This window comes from Pseudogracilibacillus sp. ICA-222130, assembly GCF_037892545.1.
GTDB lineage: Bacteria > Bacillota > Bacilli > Bacillales > Amphibacillaceae > Pseudogracilibacillus.
The window spans coordinates 1-19,847 of the sequence record NZ_JBBKBG010000021.1 but is presented as its reverse complement, the minus strand read 5'-3'; the positions used below and the strand labels follow the sequence as shown (position 1 = coordinate 19,847).

The window sequence follows — 19,847 nt, the reverse complement described above, 5'->3', positions numbered from 1 at the left end:
TCACTTGAAAATTCAAAGAGTATTTTGATTCACTTTGATACTTTTTCCATACTACCACTATAACCTGCGTAATATCTAAATGCATCCAAGATTTTACTCACTTGCCATAAAGCAGTAGTGTCAACCTATCCAACGCTCTATTCTTTTTGTTGTAGGCAGATGACCTCTCAATCTTAAAGTAATCACAAATTGTATGCACAGCTTCGGTTCGTCTTTGGTCTTCCACCATATAAAATTCATACAGAACAAACTGTTCATCTTCAGTTAACTCATCCCAAGCAGGCTGGAACCAATTCATATATTCGATGGCCTGTCTTAATCTTTCTTTCAGCACATCAATTTTATCTATGCTAAAGACAATCCGACTTTCATTGGCTTTAGGATTGTGTACGGAAGGCATGCCATCATTCACTGGTGCACTTGGGGACAACATTCCGTCATGAAGGATTGCAATGTCGTCATCGGTATTATCTATAATGTGTTTCATACTATTATAATCTTTTATCACATCAATCGTTGCTGCTCGTTTATCTAGGTAGTGCCATACAATATTCATACAGGAATTCCCCCTTTTAACGTTGCTTTCACCGCATCAATGAGTGCTGACTGAGTATTATTCTTTTTATTTAAAGCATCCATCACACGCTCGTCCATTGTTTCTTTAGCGATTAAATGATGGATAATCACTGTGTCTGTTTGTCCTTGCCTGTACAGCCTTGCATTTGTTTGTTGGTATAACTCCAAGCTCCAAGTTAGTCCAAACCATACGAGTGTTGAACCACCCGCTTGTAAATTTAAACCATGTCCTGCGGATGCGGGATGAATGGCTGCAATTTGAATCTTTCCCTCGTTCCATTTTTTAATGGAATCACTACTTGTTAAAACTTCTACCTTAAATCGGTTTTGTATGCGGAGCAGGTCGTGTTTAAACCAATAAGCAATTAATACAGGTTTACCGTTTGCCGCTTCAATGATATCTTCTAACTTTTCGAGTTTTCGATCATGTATTTGAGTGACAGAACCGTTATCATCGTAAACTGCACCATTTGCCATTTGAAGAAGTTTATTTGATAAAGCCGCTGCATTTGAAGCGGTTATATCCTCGCCTTTTATCGTTGTAATCAAATCACGTTTCATGACATCAAGCGTTTCTTTTTCTTTCTGATTTAACGAAACAGGCATTTCATTCATGACTAAATCGGGTAGTTTTAAATAGTCCGTCCCTTTCATACTGATAGTGATATCGCTTATTTTTTCATATATCGCTTCTTCTGCCCCTGGTTTTGGTTTATATGAGAAAATCATATGTTGATTTCTTTTGTCAGGATCGAAGTATGATTCTCTGAAACGTCCGATGAACTTCCCTAATCTTTCACCCATATCAAGTAATCGGTACTCCGCCCATAAGTCCATTAAGCCATTCGATGAAGGTGTTCCTGTTAAACCAACTATTCTTTTAATGTTAGGTCTCACTTTCATTAAACTTTTAAAGCGTTTTGATTGATGAGATTTAAACGATGATAATTCATCAATAACAACCATATCAAAATTAAAATCGATACCGCTTCTAGCAATCAACCATTCTACATTTTCTCGGTTAATGATATAAATGTGCGCGTCTGAATATAATGCTTCTAAGCGCTCTTTTTCTGTTCCAACAGCAACTGCATAAGTTAATCCTTTCAAGTGACTCCATTTTTCAATTTCTTCTGGCCACGTATTTCTAGCAACCCTGAGTGGTGCGATTACTAAAACCCTATCAACTTCAAATCGTTCTAACATCAATTCATAAATAGCAGTCAGTGTAATCACACTTTTACCGAGACCCATTTCAAGAAATATTGCCGTTATAGGATTTTCTATAATAAAATTTGTTGCAAACTCCTGATATTTATGTGGCTTGAATTTCATCCAACATCCCTCCAATACTTTCAGGATCATCTAGACAAAAGACTATAAAACCTAGTGATTCTAACTGCTGTTTTCTTTTCTGCTGAAGCGGTCTGAGTTTATTTCCTGGGGCTTTCACTTCAATAAAGCCAATTTTCCCGTTTGGTAGTAACACTAACCGATCGGGCAATCCATCAAAACCTGGTGATGTTAGTTTAATAGATAAACCCTTCATATTTTTGACCGCTTCGCTTAATTTTAACTCGATAGATTTTTCTCGCATTCCAAACTCTCCTGTTCCAAACGTTTTTAAACTTTCTTACGCGCGTATATGCGTATTTGCGTGATTTCATCCTATATTCTTATATTTTCCTAATATCATATTTTTCTTGGAACATTGGAACATGTTTTTTACAAACCCTTATACGACATAGGTTGATTGCTGTTCCTAACTATGTGACGAACTTCTTTTATTTTGTTCCAGGAACATAATATTCTGTTCCAATGTGATGTTTTTGTTCCAAACTCGATTTTTTGGAACGTCACTTTTTTAATTCATACACCCACTGCGTTCCGTAAATGGGAAGTCTCTTTTTCTTTGATAAACCTGTCCAGCCACCAATGCTGGCCATAATGGTTGATATTTCGTTACCATCTATCCGTCTTAAATTGGAACGTTCCTTTTGGAAACATTCACACCAAATCTCCATATTAGAAACATGCTCCCGTTTCCAAACACCTTGTTTTGGACTATCACCAAATTCAGTGCCATTGATAAATGCTCTACGTTCAAATAAGTCCATATCGTCCCAATCGTCAGGAAGTAGCGTTTCTAAATATTCACGAACCAACCCTTCTCGCTCGTCCGATTCCATCGCCATTCGCTGTTCTTCTTTTGCTAACTGATCAATATCATGTTCAAGGTACAGCTTTTCACCCTGCTTCACGTATTCGAGTGTTTCTGCCCATATTTGCAGCACTTCTTCTTCAGTTACTTCCCACGATTTCTTTACTCCATCGCCTGGAGTTTTCACAGGCCAAAATCGTCTGTTACCTGTCGTATCCCTTAAATAACCTTTTTCAGCATTAGTTGTTCCAAAGAATACACATTGCCTTAAATGTGGTGTAACTCTTTTTGCAAAACTCGCTCGATAAATGTCGTTTTGTCGTGAAAGGAAACTCCTCAGTGTTTCTACTTCTGCTTTTTTAAGTCCAGCAAGTTCTCCGATTTCAATGATCCAGTAACCTTGTAATTTCTCAGCAGCTGTCTTATCTTTTGTGTCCGATAAACTTAAGCTGTCCGAAAACCATTCACCACCAAGCCTTGCAATAAGCGTACTTTTACCGACTCCTTGCGGACCATTTAAAACGAGCATTGAATCAAATTTAATGCCAGGTGTGAGAACTCTAGATATTGCCGCACATAATGTTTTCCTTGTTACAGCACGAACGTATGGATTATCATCCGCTCCTAAATAATCAATTAATAACGTATCGATTCGTGGCACTTTATCCCACTCAGGCAATTCATCAAGGTAATCTCGAATCGGATGATACGACCTATCATCAGCTACTTTCGCAATTGCAATATCATAATTTCTAGCTGAAAATGTTCCATAGTGCGTATCGATATAACTAACTAACTGAGCATCATCCGCATCCCGCCAATATTTAGATGGGTGCGACCAAGGTACAGGACTAACAATCTCCAAGTTGTCTGATAGCTCATTAAAAACAATACCTTGAAGGTTTTCATCATGTTCCAATATTAAGGTAAGATTTCTAAGTGTATTTTTAACTGCGCCTGTTTTATCAAGCTCAAGCTGTCCTTCCCAGTCATCTTCCGTAAACTCGATTTCTGCTTGTTCTTTTCGTTCTTCTGCAAACTGCACTTTCACTAGCTCATCCTTTAAGGCAAAATCAGTCATAGCCTTAAAAGATGGAAGTTTTGTTACTGCGGTTGAATAAGATGTTTTGTCATCTAAATCTTGAAACAAATGCAATCGAACGAGGTCAAATGCATTCAATAAGTTTCCTGAAGCAGGATCTGTTGCATGATGGCTATAAGCAAATTTTCCGTTATATACAACGACTCCCGCAGACGAATCAGCTGGGATATAATCAAATCTACCTTCCATCAAACTTGGTTCATACACATGTGATAAAAAACTTTCTATAGCTTCCTCAATAGAATAAGTCCTACAAAAAGCACCAATAATGCCATCCTTCTCTAATGGATCAGCTTGTTTTTTTATGTTTCGTTGTACAACCTCAGATTGCCTTGATGATACTGGCCATGTTGTCGTATCACGCCAATCGTCATATTTCGACAAATAGAAATCGGGATCTAATAACTCACCATCTTTTTTCTCAAAAAAGAACTCACCATTTGATGGTGTCGATGGCCAGTACATTAATCTTGAGGGTTCATATGTGGTATCATCAAAATAATCAATACCGATTTCTTTTGCGACCATTCTTGCGACCGCTGGATATTCATCTTCCGAAACATCACGTTTAAACGGAATAATTAAACGTAGCCTTGGTTTTTCAGGAATGTGTTTATGTGTTGAATATACGCAGCATTTAAAGTCATAAAGAAGTTCAATTTGATCCCAAATACCAGGTACTGCATAGTCCATATCAAGGGTAAGAAGTGAACGAGACAAAACATGTCCGTTCCTTCTTTTCCCCTGCTTTAAAGCACCGCCAACAAAGCCGCCAACATCCTTTGTTGCATCTTGTTTTGCACGATTCATTTTTCTATATTCAGCTACCGTTTCAGTTGTACGGATTGTCTGATTTACAAGATTAATAAACTCGTCCCACGTTACATCTTTGTTCTTCCACTTTCTGTCCATTCGACTATTTCCGACAGCTATTTTCATATTGATTACCTCCAATGTTTAACTGTCCATTTCAATTTTAGGTAAGATTCCTTTTGCTTTTAGTAAGTCATAGATAAACAATCGACCTTTTTGCGTCCAGTACGTATGAACTTTTGAACGATCATATCCATTACTATCTTTAAACGTATGTGTTTTAGTTGTCGTATAACCGAACTCGGCATGGTTTTGATAGAGCAACCAAATCTTCCCCTGTTTATATTGAACACCTTGTTCGTGTAAGTATTTATTTAACCAGCGAGCAGATTTTCCATAATCTTTTGCAATAACCGAAATCGCAACTGCATCCTTACAATTTAAAACAACATCGTAATAACTAGCTTTTGGTTTCATTTCAACAATTTGCTGTTCCTGGACTTTCACTGTTTCTGATAATTGATTATTTTTTAAACGCTCTGCCTTTAATTCTTCCAGTGCTTTAATCAAAATATCTGGATTAGCTAATACTTCATCCACTGCGTACAATCCATGTTTTCGAATTGACGGAAGGACGTCATGTGTAATCCATCTTCTGAATTTTTTAGCATTTGGCTTTCTTGAAAGAAAAACAATATTATAAAGTCCGCTTTCATTTACAATTGACAATTTCTGTTTTCCGCCAAGGGTGTCGAACAGACCGACACCTTTTTCATCTCCTTCTAAACGTGCAACAACATCCCTATTATTCTTGATTTCTAATGCATCACACACATCTTTTGCAACCCACCAAACACTGCCATCTTTCACAATAGTTCTTACTTCGTTCCCTTCGAAGTTAAAAGTTTTAATATTGTTCATCATATAAATGAACCTCCCACAAATAGTTGTAGAGTAAATAAATTTACCCTCACCTATATGCGAAGAAAAAGGGGGATTCGAACCCCCTAAAATTAATCTTTTCTATAAAAACTTGTATCAAATCCGTCCGCACGTAATTCCAACGTTTCTGCCCAAGGTGGAGATACGCTCATTAAATCACTGATATATTCGACCGTTACATCATTTGGTGCTTCAATCACAATTTCATCATGTACGTGCATGACAATACGAAAACCTTCATCATGAACACGTTGCAAAGCAAAACACAATAAATCTCTTGAGACAGCCTGGACAATGTTCTCGACAAACTTGGGACCATAGCTAAAAATCCGCTCCCACTTCTTTGTTGCACCAATACCTTCATAAGAAACAGATTCATTTCCAAATGTGTTTATACCAATACGTGGCTTTACATATGAAAGCCATCTGCCCGAAGGTAAACCTATGAGTAACATGCCACTCTGATATTCAAATTTTATTCCATGAGTTGCGTGGGACTTTCTTTTACGCACAGTTTCCTTTGCTGCCCGGTCAACATCCCACCAAAACTTAACAATCCTTGAATTCGACTGCCGCCAAACATCAACAAGGGGCTTCAATTCCGATTCTTCCAAACCCATATTGGTTGCTCCCATTGACATCAATGCACCAACTGAACCGCCATAACCAAGTGCCAATTCGGCAATTTTCCCTTTCTGTCTTAATGGACTGTCCTTTGTAATTTCATCTATCGGTACTTTAAACATTTGTGCAGCTGAAGCCTCGTAAATTTTTCCATGTGATGCAAACACTTCATTTCGCCAAGTTTCGCCTGCAAGCCAGGCAATCACACGTGCTTCAATCGCACTAAAGTCAACGATTATGAAGCGATTGTTCTGAATAGGAACAAATGCGGACCTTATAAGCTGAGAAAGTACACTCGGAACTGAATCATATAAAATTTGCAAAGCTTCAAAGTTCCCTTGTTTCAATAAAGCACGTGCTTCATCTAAATCAGATATATGGTTTTGTGGTAGGTTTTGAACTTGAATTAACCTTCCTGCAAATCTCCCCGTACGATTTGCACCGTAAAACTGAATCAATCCCCTCGCTCGTCCATCACGACAAACGACATTTTCCATGGCTGCGTATTTTTTCACGCTGGATTTTGCCAGTTGTTTTCTCAATTGAAGTACTTCTTTAATTTCACCTTCATTGGTTTCAATTAAATGAGTTACAGCTGCCTTATTTAAACTATCTGTTTCTACACCTTTTGTTTGTAACCATTCACGCATTTGCTTTACAGAGTTCGGGTTTTCTAGCTTAGTAATTTCCTTCATACGACTGATTAACTCGCTGCGAATTAAGTCATCACACTTAATCGCCTGAGTAACTAACTTCAAATCTAGCTTTATTCCCCTATCATTTATCAGTTGATCCAAGTAGTAGTTATCCCATTCGGCTTCAGGCATCGGAAATTTAGATAGCTTATCTTGTATCGCAATTTCCGTTTCTACATCACGTTTGTTATATGCTTTAAAATTTTCCCATCGATTTGGATCATGTTCTTTTAAATTCCTTGTCCGACCACCATTTGTTTTTGTTGGTCTACAAGGAATAGAGAAAAACCGAATTAAATCTTTACCTTCCGACATTTTTTGTATATCCGCTCCTGTTACCATTGCAGCACCTTCTAAAGATAGCGGTAAACCTAAATAAGCAGACCACACCATAGTGCATCGCCAATCGACAGGTGATAAACGTTGCTTAAAATGTTTACTTAAACAAATCCGTTCAAACTGAGCATTAAAGGCCCATTTTGTTATATCTTTATTAAATATTGCTTGTTCAATTTCAGATGGGATAGTCTCACCATTCGCTAAATCAATGACATGAACAGGTCCACTATCCACACTGTAAGCAAATAACATCACTTCGAAATCTTCTGCCTCCACATAGCGATAGACCCCGCTTTTAGCGAGGTCCACACTACTATATGTTTCAATATCAATATTTAATGTTTTCATGATAAGAAGTCATCTTCCACATCAGTAGCAAAATCTACCGATGCATCTGTTCGACCACCTAATGGCTCCCCATCACGAATCTTTTGAATGTTACCAAGGCCACAAGCAATCCCTCGGTTACCATTTGAGTTAAAAGCGTAGAAATTAATACTTACTCGAGCATATATACCTGAATAAACTTCTGAACGCTCCAAAATCGGATTAATATCGGCATCTACAATCTGTGGCGGTGTAATGCTGTTTGCATTTACAAAGAAACTATCCGCATACGCTTCATCATCTGAACGGTCAATATCTCCATCACGAAGCGGTAATTTTAACGACTGCTTGTTTGGAATCTTTCCACCAAACTTTCCACGACCTTCTTCAATTGCAGCATCTACTGCATTTTCAATCGCTTCTAATGTTTTTGTATCACTTTTTGGAATAATCACACTCACGCTATATTTTTCTTTTCCACCATTGATTGACTTTGGCTCCCACACATTTGCATAAGATAAACGCACTACCCCTGTAATTACTTTTGTTGGATTTTTTACTGTTTTCGACATAATTATTTCTCCTCCATAAATTCATTTTTTGCTGTTGATATATTTATTTCTGGACGCTTATCCGTTATTGGAACAAGCGTTGGTTTCCCTCTTGGCTTAGTAATGAAATCACCAAGTAGTTCATTAAACTTCTTTTTCCCCATCAATTTTTCCATGTTGGTTACCGTTAGCAGACTTTGCTTATAAATATCTTCATAGCCTGCTTTCTTTGCGGCTTCAGCTACCGCTTCTTCATCTGCATATTTACGATTTGACCTACCTTCTACGACTTTAAAACCTTTCCACTGTTTTCCTTGCTGAATAGCAGCATTCGTTGCATAAGCAAATATTTCATTTGCCCATTTAGTAAGGTCATTGACATGAAGTAAAATTTCAGCTATTTCATCATCTGTTAATAAAGGCGGCTTTTTAAATTCAAATTTTGCTACCTTCAAATTTTCTTCCGCCCTTGCTCTGCACTCCGCAGATGCCCTACAAAATCTACACCAGTCACCAGGGTTAAATTCACCATCTCCATTAAATGCTAAATCAGCTTTTGGTTTAAGTGTGCCTTCCGCCCATTCTATTAGACTAGTTTTGGTTATTTCAAAGGTTGAGATGTTTTCACGTCTTGGTTGATAGATGGTCATTTTCACTGCATCGATATCATAAATTGCATCAAATAGATTAAGTGCCCCTAATGCATAAAGCATCATTTGCGGGTTATTTTCTGCTTCAACTAAAACACCTTGTCCATATTTAAAATCAATAACATGAACCACATCATCTGCAACAATGACACAGTCACCTGTCCCAAAACCTTCTGGGACATAGTTCGAAAAGTCCAATCGCTGTTCAATAAGAAGAAGTGGATCTTTTGTTATTTGCTTTACTGCCGCTAATTCTTCTAAAATGAACTGGACATATTCATCGGTATAACGTTCCATCTCTTCAGAATCATAAACCGATGTTGGTTTTTCCGTTGGAATCTTTAGTGCAGTTCTAAGTTTATGTTCCCCTAGTTCATGAGCCGCTGTCCCTTCCTTAGCCGCTTCACCACTAGAATCTTCAAACTCTAATTCAAGGCGAGCCGATGGAGTACAATTCATCCATCGATGTGCCCCTGAAGCGGATAAAATAGCATGTTTCGTCATTGCAATTCCTCCGCATCTTTCATCAATGCTTCATAGTCTTGCTCTTCAATCTCACTTAGCTTGGTTGCACCGTATTTTTCAAGTAACTTTTTAATGTCAGCTGTATAACCTGCTTGGCTTTTTTGTGCAAGTAATGTACGAACTTCTTCAAGCGATATTTTTTTCTTTTCCGGCTTCGCTTTTTTAACTGGTGCTTTTTCTTCCGTTCGTGGTGATTCTTCATTACTCGCCAACACTTCAGCAATCGTCTGAAGTGAGCCAGCTAAATTTTGTAAATCAGTGACTACATCAAGAAGTAATTTTGTTCTGCTCATCTTAAGCTTCACCGCCTTTCCGAGTTTCTTTTATTTCTACTGTTTCAACCGAGTCTCCAGGTGTTATCACGAGTAGATTTACTTTCTTACCAAACAGTAAATCTAGCATTCGGCTACGTACTGTTTTTCGCTTACCTTCAACCACTCTCGTTTTTTCACCATTTTCATCTTTGACATTGATGATTACTTTGTGTTTTAGACTCATCTGGAAACACTCCTTTCTGAGAGTAATTTATTAACCTCTCACCTATAAGCGATTTTTTCGTCCTATTCGAACCCTTTTTTATGAATTAATTTTTAAAGACTCAATTAAGAGCCTTTTTGTAGTTCTTTTTTAAGCGTTTGTAACGCACCCTTTAATCTTTTTCGTATCGCCGCTTCCGAAACATTTTCTTCTTTTGCTATTTCAACATTTGATTTATTTTCAAAAAAACTTTTTTGAACAACTATCAATTGCTTTTCAGTTAAGTTCTTCATTTCATCATTTAGAGTATTTTTTATTTCATTCATTGTTTCTCCTGATTCAGCTTCTAATAAAACATTCAACGGATCACTATGAATATCCATTAAGATAGAATTACAATCAGGTTCTACAATACTCTCAAAATCTTCTATATAATGATTAGTCTTATAAACATCCCTATTCCAAGCTCGAACTTCTTCATCATCAAACGAATGATTTAATTGAATATCGATTTCAGTTACTCCATTTTCACCTGGGCGAATAACCGTTCGTTCCCCATTAGCAAACTCATAGATATACTCATTACGCTTCTTTTGACTTGTTTTGTACTTTTTTTCGATTTTTTTCATAGTTTGGCTCCTTTGGTTTTCAAAATTGAAATCCGCGAGAGCCAACTTTTTATATCCGAAAGACACAAAAAGACGACAGTGAAATACCTATAATAGGTATATGCACTGCCGTCTAGCGGTCTCGCGGACTATATTTAATTTTTCGTATTTATAACATTGGCACTGCCATCAGATAATAATTCAATCTGGGTAAGGCAATTTTTAATTTTTATTTCTATGATCTTTCTTTTTTTATTAATTCGACAAACTAATTTACCATCTAAATTCCTTACTTCTTTCAATTTCTTCCTCCAACCTTTCCTAACAGTCTTTGAACTGTGTATTAAATTGAATTACCAACATTCAATCGATATAATAATTAATAAGGATTACTGAATTTTCAAAGTTATTTTAGTAGATATAAACAAAGGAAGTTGGGGCTTCAATGTTTACTTCTTATATATCCAGATTACTAACAAATCATTAAAATGTATTTCCCATATAGTTGACATCTCTTTGATATGAATTTGACTTGTGATTATTATAGGAGGTTGGTTTAGTTGAAAAATATATTATGTTTTGGATCCTATGCAAAAATTGTAAAAAAGCATATTAATCCACCACAAACCCAAGGTAGAGTTACTGAACTTTTGCTGAATCTGGTTTTAGACAATGAAACTATTTTAACTAAAATAAATACACCTTATGTTATAACTCCTAAAATCACTAGTGAATTATTCAATCACAAAGAAAATGTTCAAACAGATATCAGAAGGGCTGCAACAACCCCCAAAATAATCGACCTATCCGAAGATTATTTTGAAGACGTTTTTTGGCCTGAAATTACTCCTACAGTTCAAAAAGTAATAATCGGTGATATTGTAAATTTAATAAAAAACGATAATAGTATAATAGGTTCGAAAAAAGAGGAATTTTTTAATACTCTAAATAATTCAAGTACCTACAAATTTCTTGCTGATACTTTCTTATATGCTTTACAGGTAGATAATCGAAACAATTCAAATAAAGAAGTGGAAACGGATATTCAAAATTTAGATACTGAAATTATCAATAGTATCGAGGAATTAGAAGTTCTCTTGGAAAGAATAGGGAATTCATTTGTACATTTCATTACTCCACCCAAACAATTAGATAAAGGTGAGTTAACATACACTAATAAACTTTTAGAAGCTTATGCTAGTGCTGAAAACAGAAAAATGTTATCTAAAAGTGAAATTGAAACGATACCAAAATACAAAAAGGATTTTAATAGAAGAAGAGAAGATTATTATGCTGCTGAAAGCGTAAGACGTGGAGCTAGAGATGCATTTTCAAACATCAGCCCCGATCCGTTCGAAGTATTAAAGGAAGAAACATATAATGGAATAGTAGATATATATGAAGATGATCACTTACATGGATTAGCTCGCTTAAGAAAAGTTATGTCTCATGTAACAACAATCAATATAGATGCATGTATCTTTAGTAAAATTCCAAATGTGATCGGACAAAAGGAAAAAAAAGGGGTTTGTCACTTATTAATAAATGATGGTGTTTTGAAAGGTTGGGTGAATATTGATGAATAAGATTTTTAACACTCCATTTGAAACATCATTGAGAATTTTAATCATTCTGGAAAGTGAACAAAGTATCTTCTCAACCGATAAGCTTGCCGCTATTGATTTTATTTCTACTTATGGTTCTGAATTCAACTTAAGTAAACAAAATTTACACGGAGAAAACACTTTTAAATTTGCAGAGTTTTCATATCGAAGAGAAATGGTTCATGATGCAATTAAAGAATTGGTTTTAAAAGACCTAATTTCCATTGAATTAACGAATAATGGATTTTACTATTACATAAATAATACTGGTATAAGCTTTATAACTAAACTAAACAGTTCCTATGCAAACCAATATAGAAGTACACTAAAAAAATGTACTGATTATATTAAGCAAAAAAATGAGCAAGAGCTCTTAAATATACTGGCTTCACATTCTTTAACTTCACTGAAGGAGGTTTAGTAAATTGACAAAATTCCATATTAAAGAACTAATCGTTTCGGGAAAACAAAAACAAACATCCACGATTAGTTTTAAAAAAGGACTAAATATAATCTGCGGCCCCTCCAACACAGGAAAAAGCTATATATTGGAATGTATTGACTATTTTTTTGGAAGTAGTGAAATCCGTTTTGATAAAAACACTGGCTATGACACATTTAAATTAATCGTTGCAACTGAAAAAGGAGATATATCTTTTGAAAGAAAAATCGATTCAAATCCGATAGAGGTACTAAGTGAAAATCCTTTAATTGAATCAAGAACATATATACGTGACGGTAAATATGACATTAATGATGTGTGGCTAAAATTAATTGGAATTACAGAAAAACATAGGATTCTCAGAACACAAGGTCTAGCTAAACAAAGGCTTACATGGCGAACTTTTCAACATATATTATTAATCAAGGAAGATGATGTGTTTATAGAAAGGTCACCATTATTGTCTACTCAAAACACTGCTAAAACACCGGCACTCGCAGCAATTTATTTTTTAATTACAGGTGAGGATTTCTCGGATTTTGATTTTGAAAAAGAAACATTAATAAGTAATGTTAAAAAGAAGGCACTGGAAGAGTACATAAATAATCAACTCAAAAGTATTGCAAAAAGAAAACAAGCCTTAAGTAATATAAAAATTCAAGATGAAAAGTATATACAAAATGAAGTGAACAAAATAGTGACGAAAATTCAAAGTACAGAAGAACAAATAAATGATGCGGTGTCTAATAGCAAAATTATATTAAATCAAATTTATACATTGAATGAAAAGTTAGCTGAAGCTAATACATTACATAATAGATATAATGCTTTGAAGACCCAATACATCTCCGATATTCAACGTTTAACGTTTATCATAGAAGGTGAGTTTCATGATCATTCCAATGACAACATTTCAAATTGTCCTTTCTGTAACGGAGCTATTACTTCTTCAGATAAACAATTGAAGTATCTGAAGGCTTCACAATCTGAATTATCAAGAATAAAAGTACAACTTGAAGACTTAAGTGAAGCAGAAAAAAACTTGTTACAAGATAAAGAGTACATAGAAATAAGATTAAAAGATCTCACCAATAAACGAGATAATGTCGAAAAACTAATAGAAGATGAATTAACCCCAAAACTAACAAAACTGAATGAGCAGTTGGAAAAATATAAAGAAACAATCGAAATTAAAAATGAAGCTAATATTATTAAACAATTAGAATCAACTTTAATAGACGATTTGAAAGAAACTTTGATTGTAGAAGAAGAAATCAAAGAAATAAAAATTAAAACATACTATGATAAAAATGTAGTTACTGATTTCGAAAACAAAATTTCTCATATATTAAAAGAATGTATGGGTGAAAACCTTAGCTCTGTATATTTTGATACAAACAAATATGATATAGTTATTAATGGAAAAGCAAAGCGATTCTTTGGTAAAGGATATCGTGCATTCTTTAATACAATATTGTCACTTTCCTTGCTAGAGTATATAAAAGAACATGGTAAATACTCACCAGGTTTTTTAGCCATCGATTCACCAATATTATCATTAAAAGAAAAAGACGATGACGTAACACCTGACACAATGAAAAATGCCTTATTCGAATATTTCAATAACCACCAACAGCTAGACCAAATTATTATCATAGAGAACGAAATTCCTAATGTTGACTACAGTAGAGCGAATATTATTGAATTTTCTAAAGACAAAAACAAAGGCAGATATGGTTTTTTATATGGAGTTCATGATTAATGTATGATTTGAGATCCTATTTATTTTTGATTTAAATCGTTAATATGTTTGTTTTTTTCTACAAACATTGCTTTGAAGGAGTAGATAAAGTGCTTTATTACACTGGAATTGAAGAGGTTATATTTTCTAAACATGAATTACTTTCAGAAGAACCTGATGAATTAATAATAATTAGCGGGTATTTAGGACCTGCTCCAATCGAACGCTTATCCGAACTTAAAAATATGAAAATAACAGTAATAGGAGGTATGTACTCTTCTGGAATTGACGCTCGATTACTATCATCATTAGAAAAAATAAAAAATGAAAATAAATCTTTAACTATTAGATTTACCAATCAAGAAATTCATTCCAAAATATATATCTGGAAATTCAAAGGTAAAATTCTTTCAGCACTTATCGGTTCAGCTAACTTCTCTTCCAACGGTTTACGAACTGATTATAGGGAGTCTTTAGCTGATGCGACAAGAGACACATTCAATCCTTTGAATATTTATTGTGATTTTATACTTGAACAGTCATCCGATACACCCCCTATTAAATCTAAGCAAAATGTAATTGATATCACAACACCAAAAGTCGCTGAAGCTGCGGAAATTTATAACATAAAACATAGCGTTGATATCCCTTTATACAGTGTTAGAGGTGGGAAAAAACAAGTGGCTAAATCAAGCGGTTTAAATTGGGGACGTGCTCGACTCACTAGCAATGCTCACGTTGCAGCGGGCGATGCATATATTAGATTACCAAAGAAAATATTAAAAAATAATCAAGCTTTATTAAAGCCCTTTGATCCAGATTTCACAACACCTGATGGAAAGCGAAAAAGAAATTCAGATCCAATTGAATTAATTTGGGATGATGGAACAGTTATGGAAGCTTCCTTGGAAGGAGTTCAGAATTTTAACGAAAAGAAGTATCCTAAACAATTAGCTTCCTTTTCATCTAAACAACCAATATTAAACGGAGAGCGTATTTCTAGAAAAAGTATCCTCGGTCGATATTTAAGAAATAGACTAGGTGTTGGTGTAGATGAAGAAATTACCATTGAAACACTTCAAAATTATGGACGCGATACAATTACACTTTCTTTAATTGAGGAAGGACTATATTATGCGGATTTTTCCATTTAAAACAACAACAAGAACCCCTAACTAACTGGTTCTTGTTGTTGTCTCTCTATTTTTTCTGTTAAATTTAATAAAGTTGGTATAACCTCGCCTAATTTTTTAGCAAACAATGGTGGTACTGCATTACCGATCATCTCAAAATTTGCTCCTTGGGATTCGTTGAACTCAAAATCATCATCAAATGTTTGTAATCTTGCAGCCTCACGAACTGTTATTGAACGTCTTTGTCTAGAGTCTGGATGTATATGTCGTAACCCATCCTTTTTTAAATGAGCGGGTATCGTATTACTTGGTTCATCCCAACGTAACACATGATACTTATGCACATTAGTTTTTTTTCCGGTCTTTTGGTAATATAACTCTATTAGTGCTTCAGATGACTTGTAAACAAAATTACCATCTTCAATGTCTTTTGCAAGACTATAAAATATTTCTTGATCTCTCTTGCTGTGAAAACGTGATGTGTGTCCGTTTATTCCACTATTATTTTCATATGCTACTCTTTTAATCGGTTCTTTTAAGGGATATATAGGCGGTAAATCAGCGATTGCATCTCTTACTGTATATTTTCGGTCGCTTTTTTTCTTCGGTAATAGCTTGTTATAAAATATTTTTAAAATCTTTTGGTAGTCCACATTATTAGAATCTTTACGAATGCCAACAATAATAACTCTTTTTCTGTTTTGTGGAACTCCATACTCTGTTAAATCTAATAGTGCGTATTTTCTCAAATCATCAATAATTTCATAGCCCTCTTTTTGTAAAGAGTTTCTTATTAAGTCAGTAATAAGCTCCCCCGTTGGAATAGCTGACAATATACCCTCAACATTTTCAAAAACTATTAATTTCGGTTTATATCGACTAACAATTTTTATATACGATTCAAATAAGTAGTTTCTATAGTCATTTCTCATACCATTTTCATCACGAATACGACCAGCCAAAGAATAAGCTTGACAGGGAGGTCCTCCTGAAATGACATCTACCTGTTGTGATTCTATAAATGTGTCAAGCCCTTCACCATCGCCAAAATTCGGATCATTTTTCCAACCAACAAATAATTCTTCTGTACGTTGCACATCAAAATGTAATACTTTACTTGAAGCTTCTCTGTCTCCATATTTACTTTCTAATCTTCTAACTAAAGTTCTAACTTGAGGTTCTAACCATTCCACAGCTGCTAATAGGTTAAAGTTTCCAGTTTGTTCGAATCCATCTACCAAACCGCCTGCACCTGCAAATAGTTCTATATTATTCAGCCTTTTCATTGAGCACCTCTCTAGCCCCTACATTTAAATGCTGATTCATCTTTTCACCAATAACCTGAGCTAATAAAGGAGGTACCGCATTGCCTACCTGTCTATATTGTTGTGTTTTTGTACCCAAAAACTCGAAACAATCTGGAAATGACTGTAATCTTGCATTCTCCCTAACTGTTGGAACTCGATTCCATTTATAATGGAAATGGTTTCTATGCCCAGTATCAATCGTTTTTGATGGCTTTTGGCTATGATAACGTGTCCAAGCTTCATTAAATTTACGAGATTCTCCGACGCCAGGAGGTAAATCTTTGTGATTTCCACCTTCCGGAACTTGACTAATTACCCATTTCACTTCATCAGTATGATTTGTTCCTATATGATTATATATCGCATCAGAATTTTCCCGCATCATCTTTTGATACTCACTTAATGGCTTTGTGGGATAATCCATAATATTTTCTCCAAGAGTATCTTCTAATGAAGGTAAATCAGATATTGCTTCAAATGTTGTAATATGCTCTTCAACATCTAAAAGCGGATCTGGGAACTTAAAATAATCGTATCCTAAATCCTTACGATACCCTACAAAGAACATTCTCTTTCTATTTTGTGGAACACCATAATCAGAAGCAAGCAAGGGTGGATCTGTTACACTAACAGCATATCCAAGATCTTCAAATGTATTAATAATTTGTTGCTTTACTCTCCCTTTATATAAAGTTGCCATACCCGGTACATTTTCTATTAAAAATGCTTTAGGTCGAAAATATTCAACTGCATGTACTACGGCAACATATAGTTTATTTCGAGAATCGTTTATATCACGTGAACCAGTTAAGCTAAATCCCTGGCATGGGGGTCCAGCAATGATAACATCTATATCTTTCCCACCTATTGCTTTTTGAATATTGTTTATAGATTTTTCTTCTTCAAACAAATCTTCCTTTAACGCTTTTGCCCCTTTAAAGTTATGGGCATATGTAAGTAAGGCTGCATCATCAAAGTCAATTCCAGCTAAAATTTTATAGCCTGCTTGTAAAAATCCCTGGCTTAATCCTCCTGCGCCAGAGAATAAATCAATTACAGTATATTCATTACTCATCAACAATCACCTTATTTTCTCTAAATTCAACAATATCTCCAATTTCACAGTCTAATGCTCGACATATTCGTTCAAGCGCCTCTAGGGACACTCCTTGATTTTTACTCAATCTCGATAAGGTAGAAGAAGTAATACCAGAGCAATCGCGAAGTTCGGTCTTATTCATTTTTTTATCAATTGTTAATTTCCATAGTTTATCGTATGAAATGGACATTTTACAATCCCCCTATATTCTTCATATGCAGAATATTTTTCTTCATATATAGAAAACACTAACGTAATAGTATCATAAATAATGATAACAGTAAAATTAATGAACTATACAATCATTACTTCCTAATAACTAAAAAAATCTTTCCTGTCAACTCCCCTACCCTAAAGCCATTCTATCAACTCAACCCCACTTCTAGCTAACATATCGTTTCATTTCTGTTCAAATAAAAATAAGATTTCCCAGTCTGGACACTCTCCAAAATAACTGAAAAACCTTATTCTATCAACACTTCAACTCTTCTTATTCATCCACCCTAGACATCAATGCTACCAACTCGACATGATTTGTATGAGCAAACATTTCTACTGGTTGCACTTCTTGTGTACGGTAACCGCCATCTTCCAAAATACGTAAATCCCGCGCTAATGTTGATGGGTTACATGATACATATACAATTCGTTTCGGATTCATCTCTAACATCGTTTGTAAAAATGTTTCATCACACCCTTTACGAGGTGGATCAACGACGATGACATCTGGTTCAATTCCAGCTTTTTTCCACTCTGGCATAACCGTTTCTGCTTCTCCAACGACGAATTCCGTATTCGTTAAACCATTTAATGCAGCATTTTCTTTCGCATCACGAATTGCATCAGGAACAATTTCTACTCCATATACTTTTTTCGCTTTTTGCGCTAAAAATAATGATATAGACCCAATACCACAATATGCATCTATAACTACATCATGCTCATTAATATCTGCATATTCAAGCGCTTTGTCGTACAGCACTTTCGTTTGTGTTGGATTCACTTGGAAAAAGGACTTGGGAGAAATCTTAAATTTTATATCACCGATAGAGTCAATAATATGATCTTCCCCATAAATCGTTGTTGTTTTCTTCCCTAAAATGACATTCGTTTTATCTAGATTTACATTATGGACGATAGATTTCACTTCTGGATATTGTGCTGTAATACGTGCAATAAGTGCATCTTTGTTTGGAAGTTTTGCTGTTTTTGTCACAAAAATGAGCATCGTATCATTCGTTTCATAAGCCGTTCGTAAAACGACATGTCGTAACACTCCACGATGTGATTTTTCATCATATGCTTCCATTCCTAGTTCATTTAAAAGTTTGCGTAAACCTTGAACGAGCTTATCCCCTGTTTTATTTTGTATTAAACATGTTTCCATATCATCAATAATGCGGTGGCTGCGTTGTTGATAAAATCCTAAAATGATTTCTCCATCTTTTTCTCCAACAGGCAATTGTATTTTATTGCGGTAATGCCAAGGGTCTTCCATTCCTAATACAGGGTGGACTGGTACATCTGGTAAATGAGCAACCTTGTGCATCACATTGGTAACTTGGCTACGCTTCATATCTAATTGCATCTCATAAGACATATGTTGCAATTGACATCCGCCACATTTATAAAACACCGGACACGGTGGAGTTGTTCTTCCTTCACTTTGTTTTTTTAGTTCGATTAATTTTCCAAAACCAAATTTTTTGTTTGCTTTCACGATACGAATTTCTGCGGTTTCGTCTGGAAGTGCCTCAGGTACAAAAATAGGATACCCGCCTATTTTTGCGACACCATTTCCTTCATGTGTTAAATCGGTAAACATAACCGTATAATGTTCGTTCTTTTTAACTGGAGCATTTGTCTTTGCCATTATATTATCTTCCTTTATTTATTATCTATGATTTATTTTAACATACAAAAGACCTCTAGAGTTAGCTTTTAAAGGCTCTATGTTAAATGGTGTTGGTGGAAAAAATACACTGGCACCTTTTTTATGCATAAAAATAGAAAACAAGTGAATTTCCCTTTAGAATGAAAGTCGTCGAAAACCTAATCCAGGAGGGAAATCACTTGTCTCATTCTAATGATATAAAATTACTGCTTGATATACAAGATAAGAACATGGAAG

Annotated in this window: 20 protein-coding genes; 4 read left to right on the top strand and 16 right to left on the bottom strand. The window is 35.0% G+C overall.

The window, feature by feature from the left end:
* Nucleotides 1-97 precede the first annotated feature (97 nt).
* The 12 genes from WKT09_RS09235 to WKT09_RS09180 form a co-directional block, all read right to left on the bottom strand.
* Nucleotides 98-556, bottom strand: a complete 459-nt coding sequence (locus WKT09_RS09235; protein WP_270897768.1) for a hypothetical protein — start codon at nucleotides 554-556, stop codon at nucleotides 98-100.
* Nucleotides 553-1,911 (bottom strand): DEAD/DEAH box helicase, encoded by a 1,359-nt coding sequence (locus WKT09_RS09230; protein ID WP_270897769.1) that lies wholly within the window; start codon nucleotides 1,909-1,911, stop codon nucleotides 553-555. The genes WKT09_RS09235 and WKT09_RS09230 overlap by 4 nt, the downstream gene beginning before the upstream one ends.
* Nucleotides 1,892-2,173, bottom strand: a complete 282-nt coding sequence (locus tag WKT09_RS09225; RefSeq protein WP_270897770.1) for a VRR-NUC domain-containing protein — start codon at nucleotides 2,171-2,173, stop codon at nucleotides 1,892-1,894. Before WKT09_RS09225 ends, WKT09_RS09230 begins: the two co-directional genes overlap by 20 nt.
* 259 nt (nucleotides 2,174-2,432) lie before the next feature.
* Nucleotides 2,433-4,778, bottom strand: a complete 2,346-nt coding sequence (locus WKT09_RS09220) for a virulence-associated E family protein (RefSeq protein ID WP_340415770.1) — start codon at nucleotides 4,776-4,778, stop codon at nucleotides 2,433-2,435.
* Nucleotides 4,779-4,796: 18 nt separating this feature from the next.
* Nucleotides 4,797-5,576, bottom strand: a complete 780-nt coding sequence (locus WKT09_RS09215; RefSeq protein ID WP_265130123.1) for a phage antirepressor — start codon at nucleotides 5,574-5,576, stop codon at nucleotides 4,797-4,799.
* Between the two features lie 89 nt (nucleotides 5,577-5,665).
* Entirely contained in the window at nucleotides 5,666-7,600 is a 1,935-nt protein-coding gene (locus tag WKT09_RS09210) for a DNA polymerase (protein WP_340415769.1), read from the bottom strand.
* Nucleotides 7,597-8,151 (bottom strand): DUF2815 family protein, encoded by a 555-nt coding sequence (locus WKT09_RS09205; RefSeq protein ID WP_340415768.1) that lies wholly within the window; start codon nucleotides 8,149-8,151, stop codon nucleotides 7,597-7,599. The genes WKT09_RS09210 and WKT09_RS09205 overlap by 4 nt, the downstream gene beginning before the upstream one ends.
* Before the next feature lie 2 nt (nucleotides 8,152-8,153).
* Complete coding sequence (locus WKT09_RS09200; RefSeq protein ID WP_340415767.1) at nucleotides 8,154-9,284, bottom strand: DUF2800 domain-containing protein; 1,131 nt, start codon at nucleotides 9,282-9,284, stop codon at nucleotides 8,154-8,156.
* Entirely contained in the window at nucleotides 9,281-9,598 is a 318-nt protein-coding gene (locus WKT09_RS09195; protein ID WP_340415766.1) for an rRNA biogenesis protein rrp5, read from the bottom strand. Before WKT09_RS09195 ends, WKT09_RS09200 begins: the two co-directional genes overlap by 4 nt.
* A gap of 1 nt (nucleotide 9,599) precedes the next feature.
* Complete coding sequence (locus tag WKT09_RS09190) at nucleotides 9,600-9,803, bottom strand: hypothetical protein (RefSeq protein WP_008357760.1); 204 nt, start codon at nucleotides 9,801-9,803, stop codon at nucleotides 9,600-9,602.
* A 104-nt stretch (nucleotides 9,804-9,907) separates the two neighbouring features.
* Nucleotides 9,908-10,411, bottom strand: coding sequence for an RNA polymerase sigma factor (locus WKT09_RS09185; RefSeq protein ID WP_340415765.1), 504 nt, complete (start codon nucleotides 10,409-10,411; stop codon nucleotides 9,908-9,910).
* Between the two features lie 134 nt (nucleotides 10,412-10,545).
* Nucleotides 10,546-10,692, bottom strand: a complete 147-nt coding sequence (locus WKT09_RS09180; protein WP_340415764.1) for a hypothetical protein — start codon at nucleotides 10,690-10,692, stop codon at nucleotides 10,546-10,548.
* 258 nt (nucleotides 10,693-10,950) lie between these two features.
* On the opposite strand from WKT09_RS09180, the gene WKT09_RS09175 reads away from it, so the two are divergent.
* From WKT09_RS09175 to WKT09_RS09160, 4 genes are all read left to right on the top strand, one after another.
* Nucleotides 10,951-11,976 (top strand): ABC-three component system protein, encoded by a 1,026-nt coding sequence (locus WKT09_RS09175; protein WP_340415763.1) that lies wholly within the window; start codon nucleotides 10,951-10,953, stop codon nucleotides 11,974-11,976.
* Nucleotides 11,969-12,415 (top strand): ABC-three component system middle component 2, encoded by a 447-nt coding sequence (locus WKT09_RS09170; RefSeq protein ID WP_340415762.1) that lies wholly within the window; start codon nucleotides 11,969-11,971, stop codon nucleotides 12,413-12,415. The genes WKT09_RS09175 and WKT09_RS09170 overlap by 8 nt, the downstream gene beginning before the upstream one ends.
* Before the next feature lie 4 nt (nucleotides 12,416-12,419).
* Entirely contained in the window at nucleotides 12,420-14,198 is a 1,779-nt protein-coding gene (locus WKT09_RS09165; protein ID WP_340415761.1) for an AAA family ATPase, read from the top strand.
* 89 nt (nucleotides 14,199-14,287) lie between these two features.
* Entirely contained in the window at nucleotides 14,288-15,331 is a 1,044-nt protein-coding gene (locus WKT09_RS09160) for a restriction endonuclease PLD domain-containing protein (protein ID WP_340415760.1), read from the top strand.
* A 17-nt stretch (nucleotides 15,332-15,348) separates the two neighbouring features.
* On the opposite strand, the gene WKT09_RS09155 is transcribed toward WKT09_RS09160, so the two are convergent.
* The 4 genes from WKT09_RS09155 to rlmD form a co-directional block, all read right to left on the bottom strand.
* Nucleotides 15,349-16,596, bottom strand: a complete 1,248-nt coding sequence (locus WKT09_RS09155; RefSeq protein WP_340415759.1) for a DNA cytosine methyltransferase — start codon at nucleotides 16,594-16,596, stop codon at nucleotides 15,349-15,351.
* Complete coding sequence (locus WKT09_RS09150) at nucleotides 16,580-17,692, bottom strand: DNA cytosine methyltransferase (protein ID WP_340415758.1); 1,113 nt, start codon at nucleotides 17,690-17,692, stop codon at nucleotides 16,580-16,582. The genes WKT09_RS09155 and WKT09_RS09150 overlap by 17 nt, the downstream gene beginning before the upstream one ends.
* Nucleotides 17,685-17,906 (bottom strand): helix-turn-helix domain-containing protein, encoded by a 222-nt coding sequence (locus WKT09_RS09145; RefSeq protein WP_340415757.1) that lies wholly within the window; start codon nucleotides 17,904-17,906, stop codon nucleotides 17,685-17,687. Before WKT09_RS09145 ends, WKT09_RS09150 begins: the two co-directional genes overlap by 8 nt.
* A gap of 300 nt (nucleotides 17,907-18,206) precedes the next feature.
* Nucleotides 18,207-19,589: a 23S rRNA (uracil(1939)-C(5))-methyltransferase RlmD gene (gene rlmD / locus WKT09_RS09140; RefSeq protein WP_340415756.1), complete on the bottom strand. Its 1,383-nt coding sequence runs from the start codon at nucleotides 19,587-19,589 to the stop codon at nucleotides 18,207-18,209.
* Between the last annotated feature and the right edge of the window lie 258 nt (nucleotides 19,590-19,847).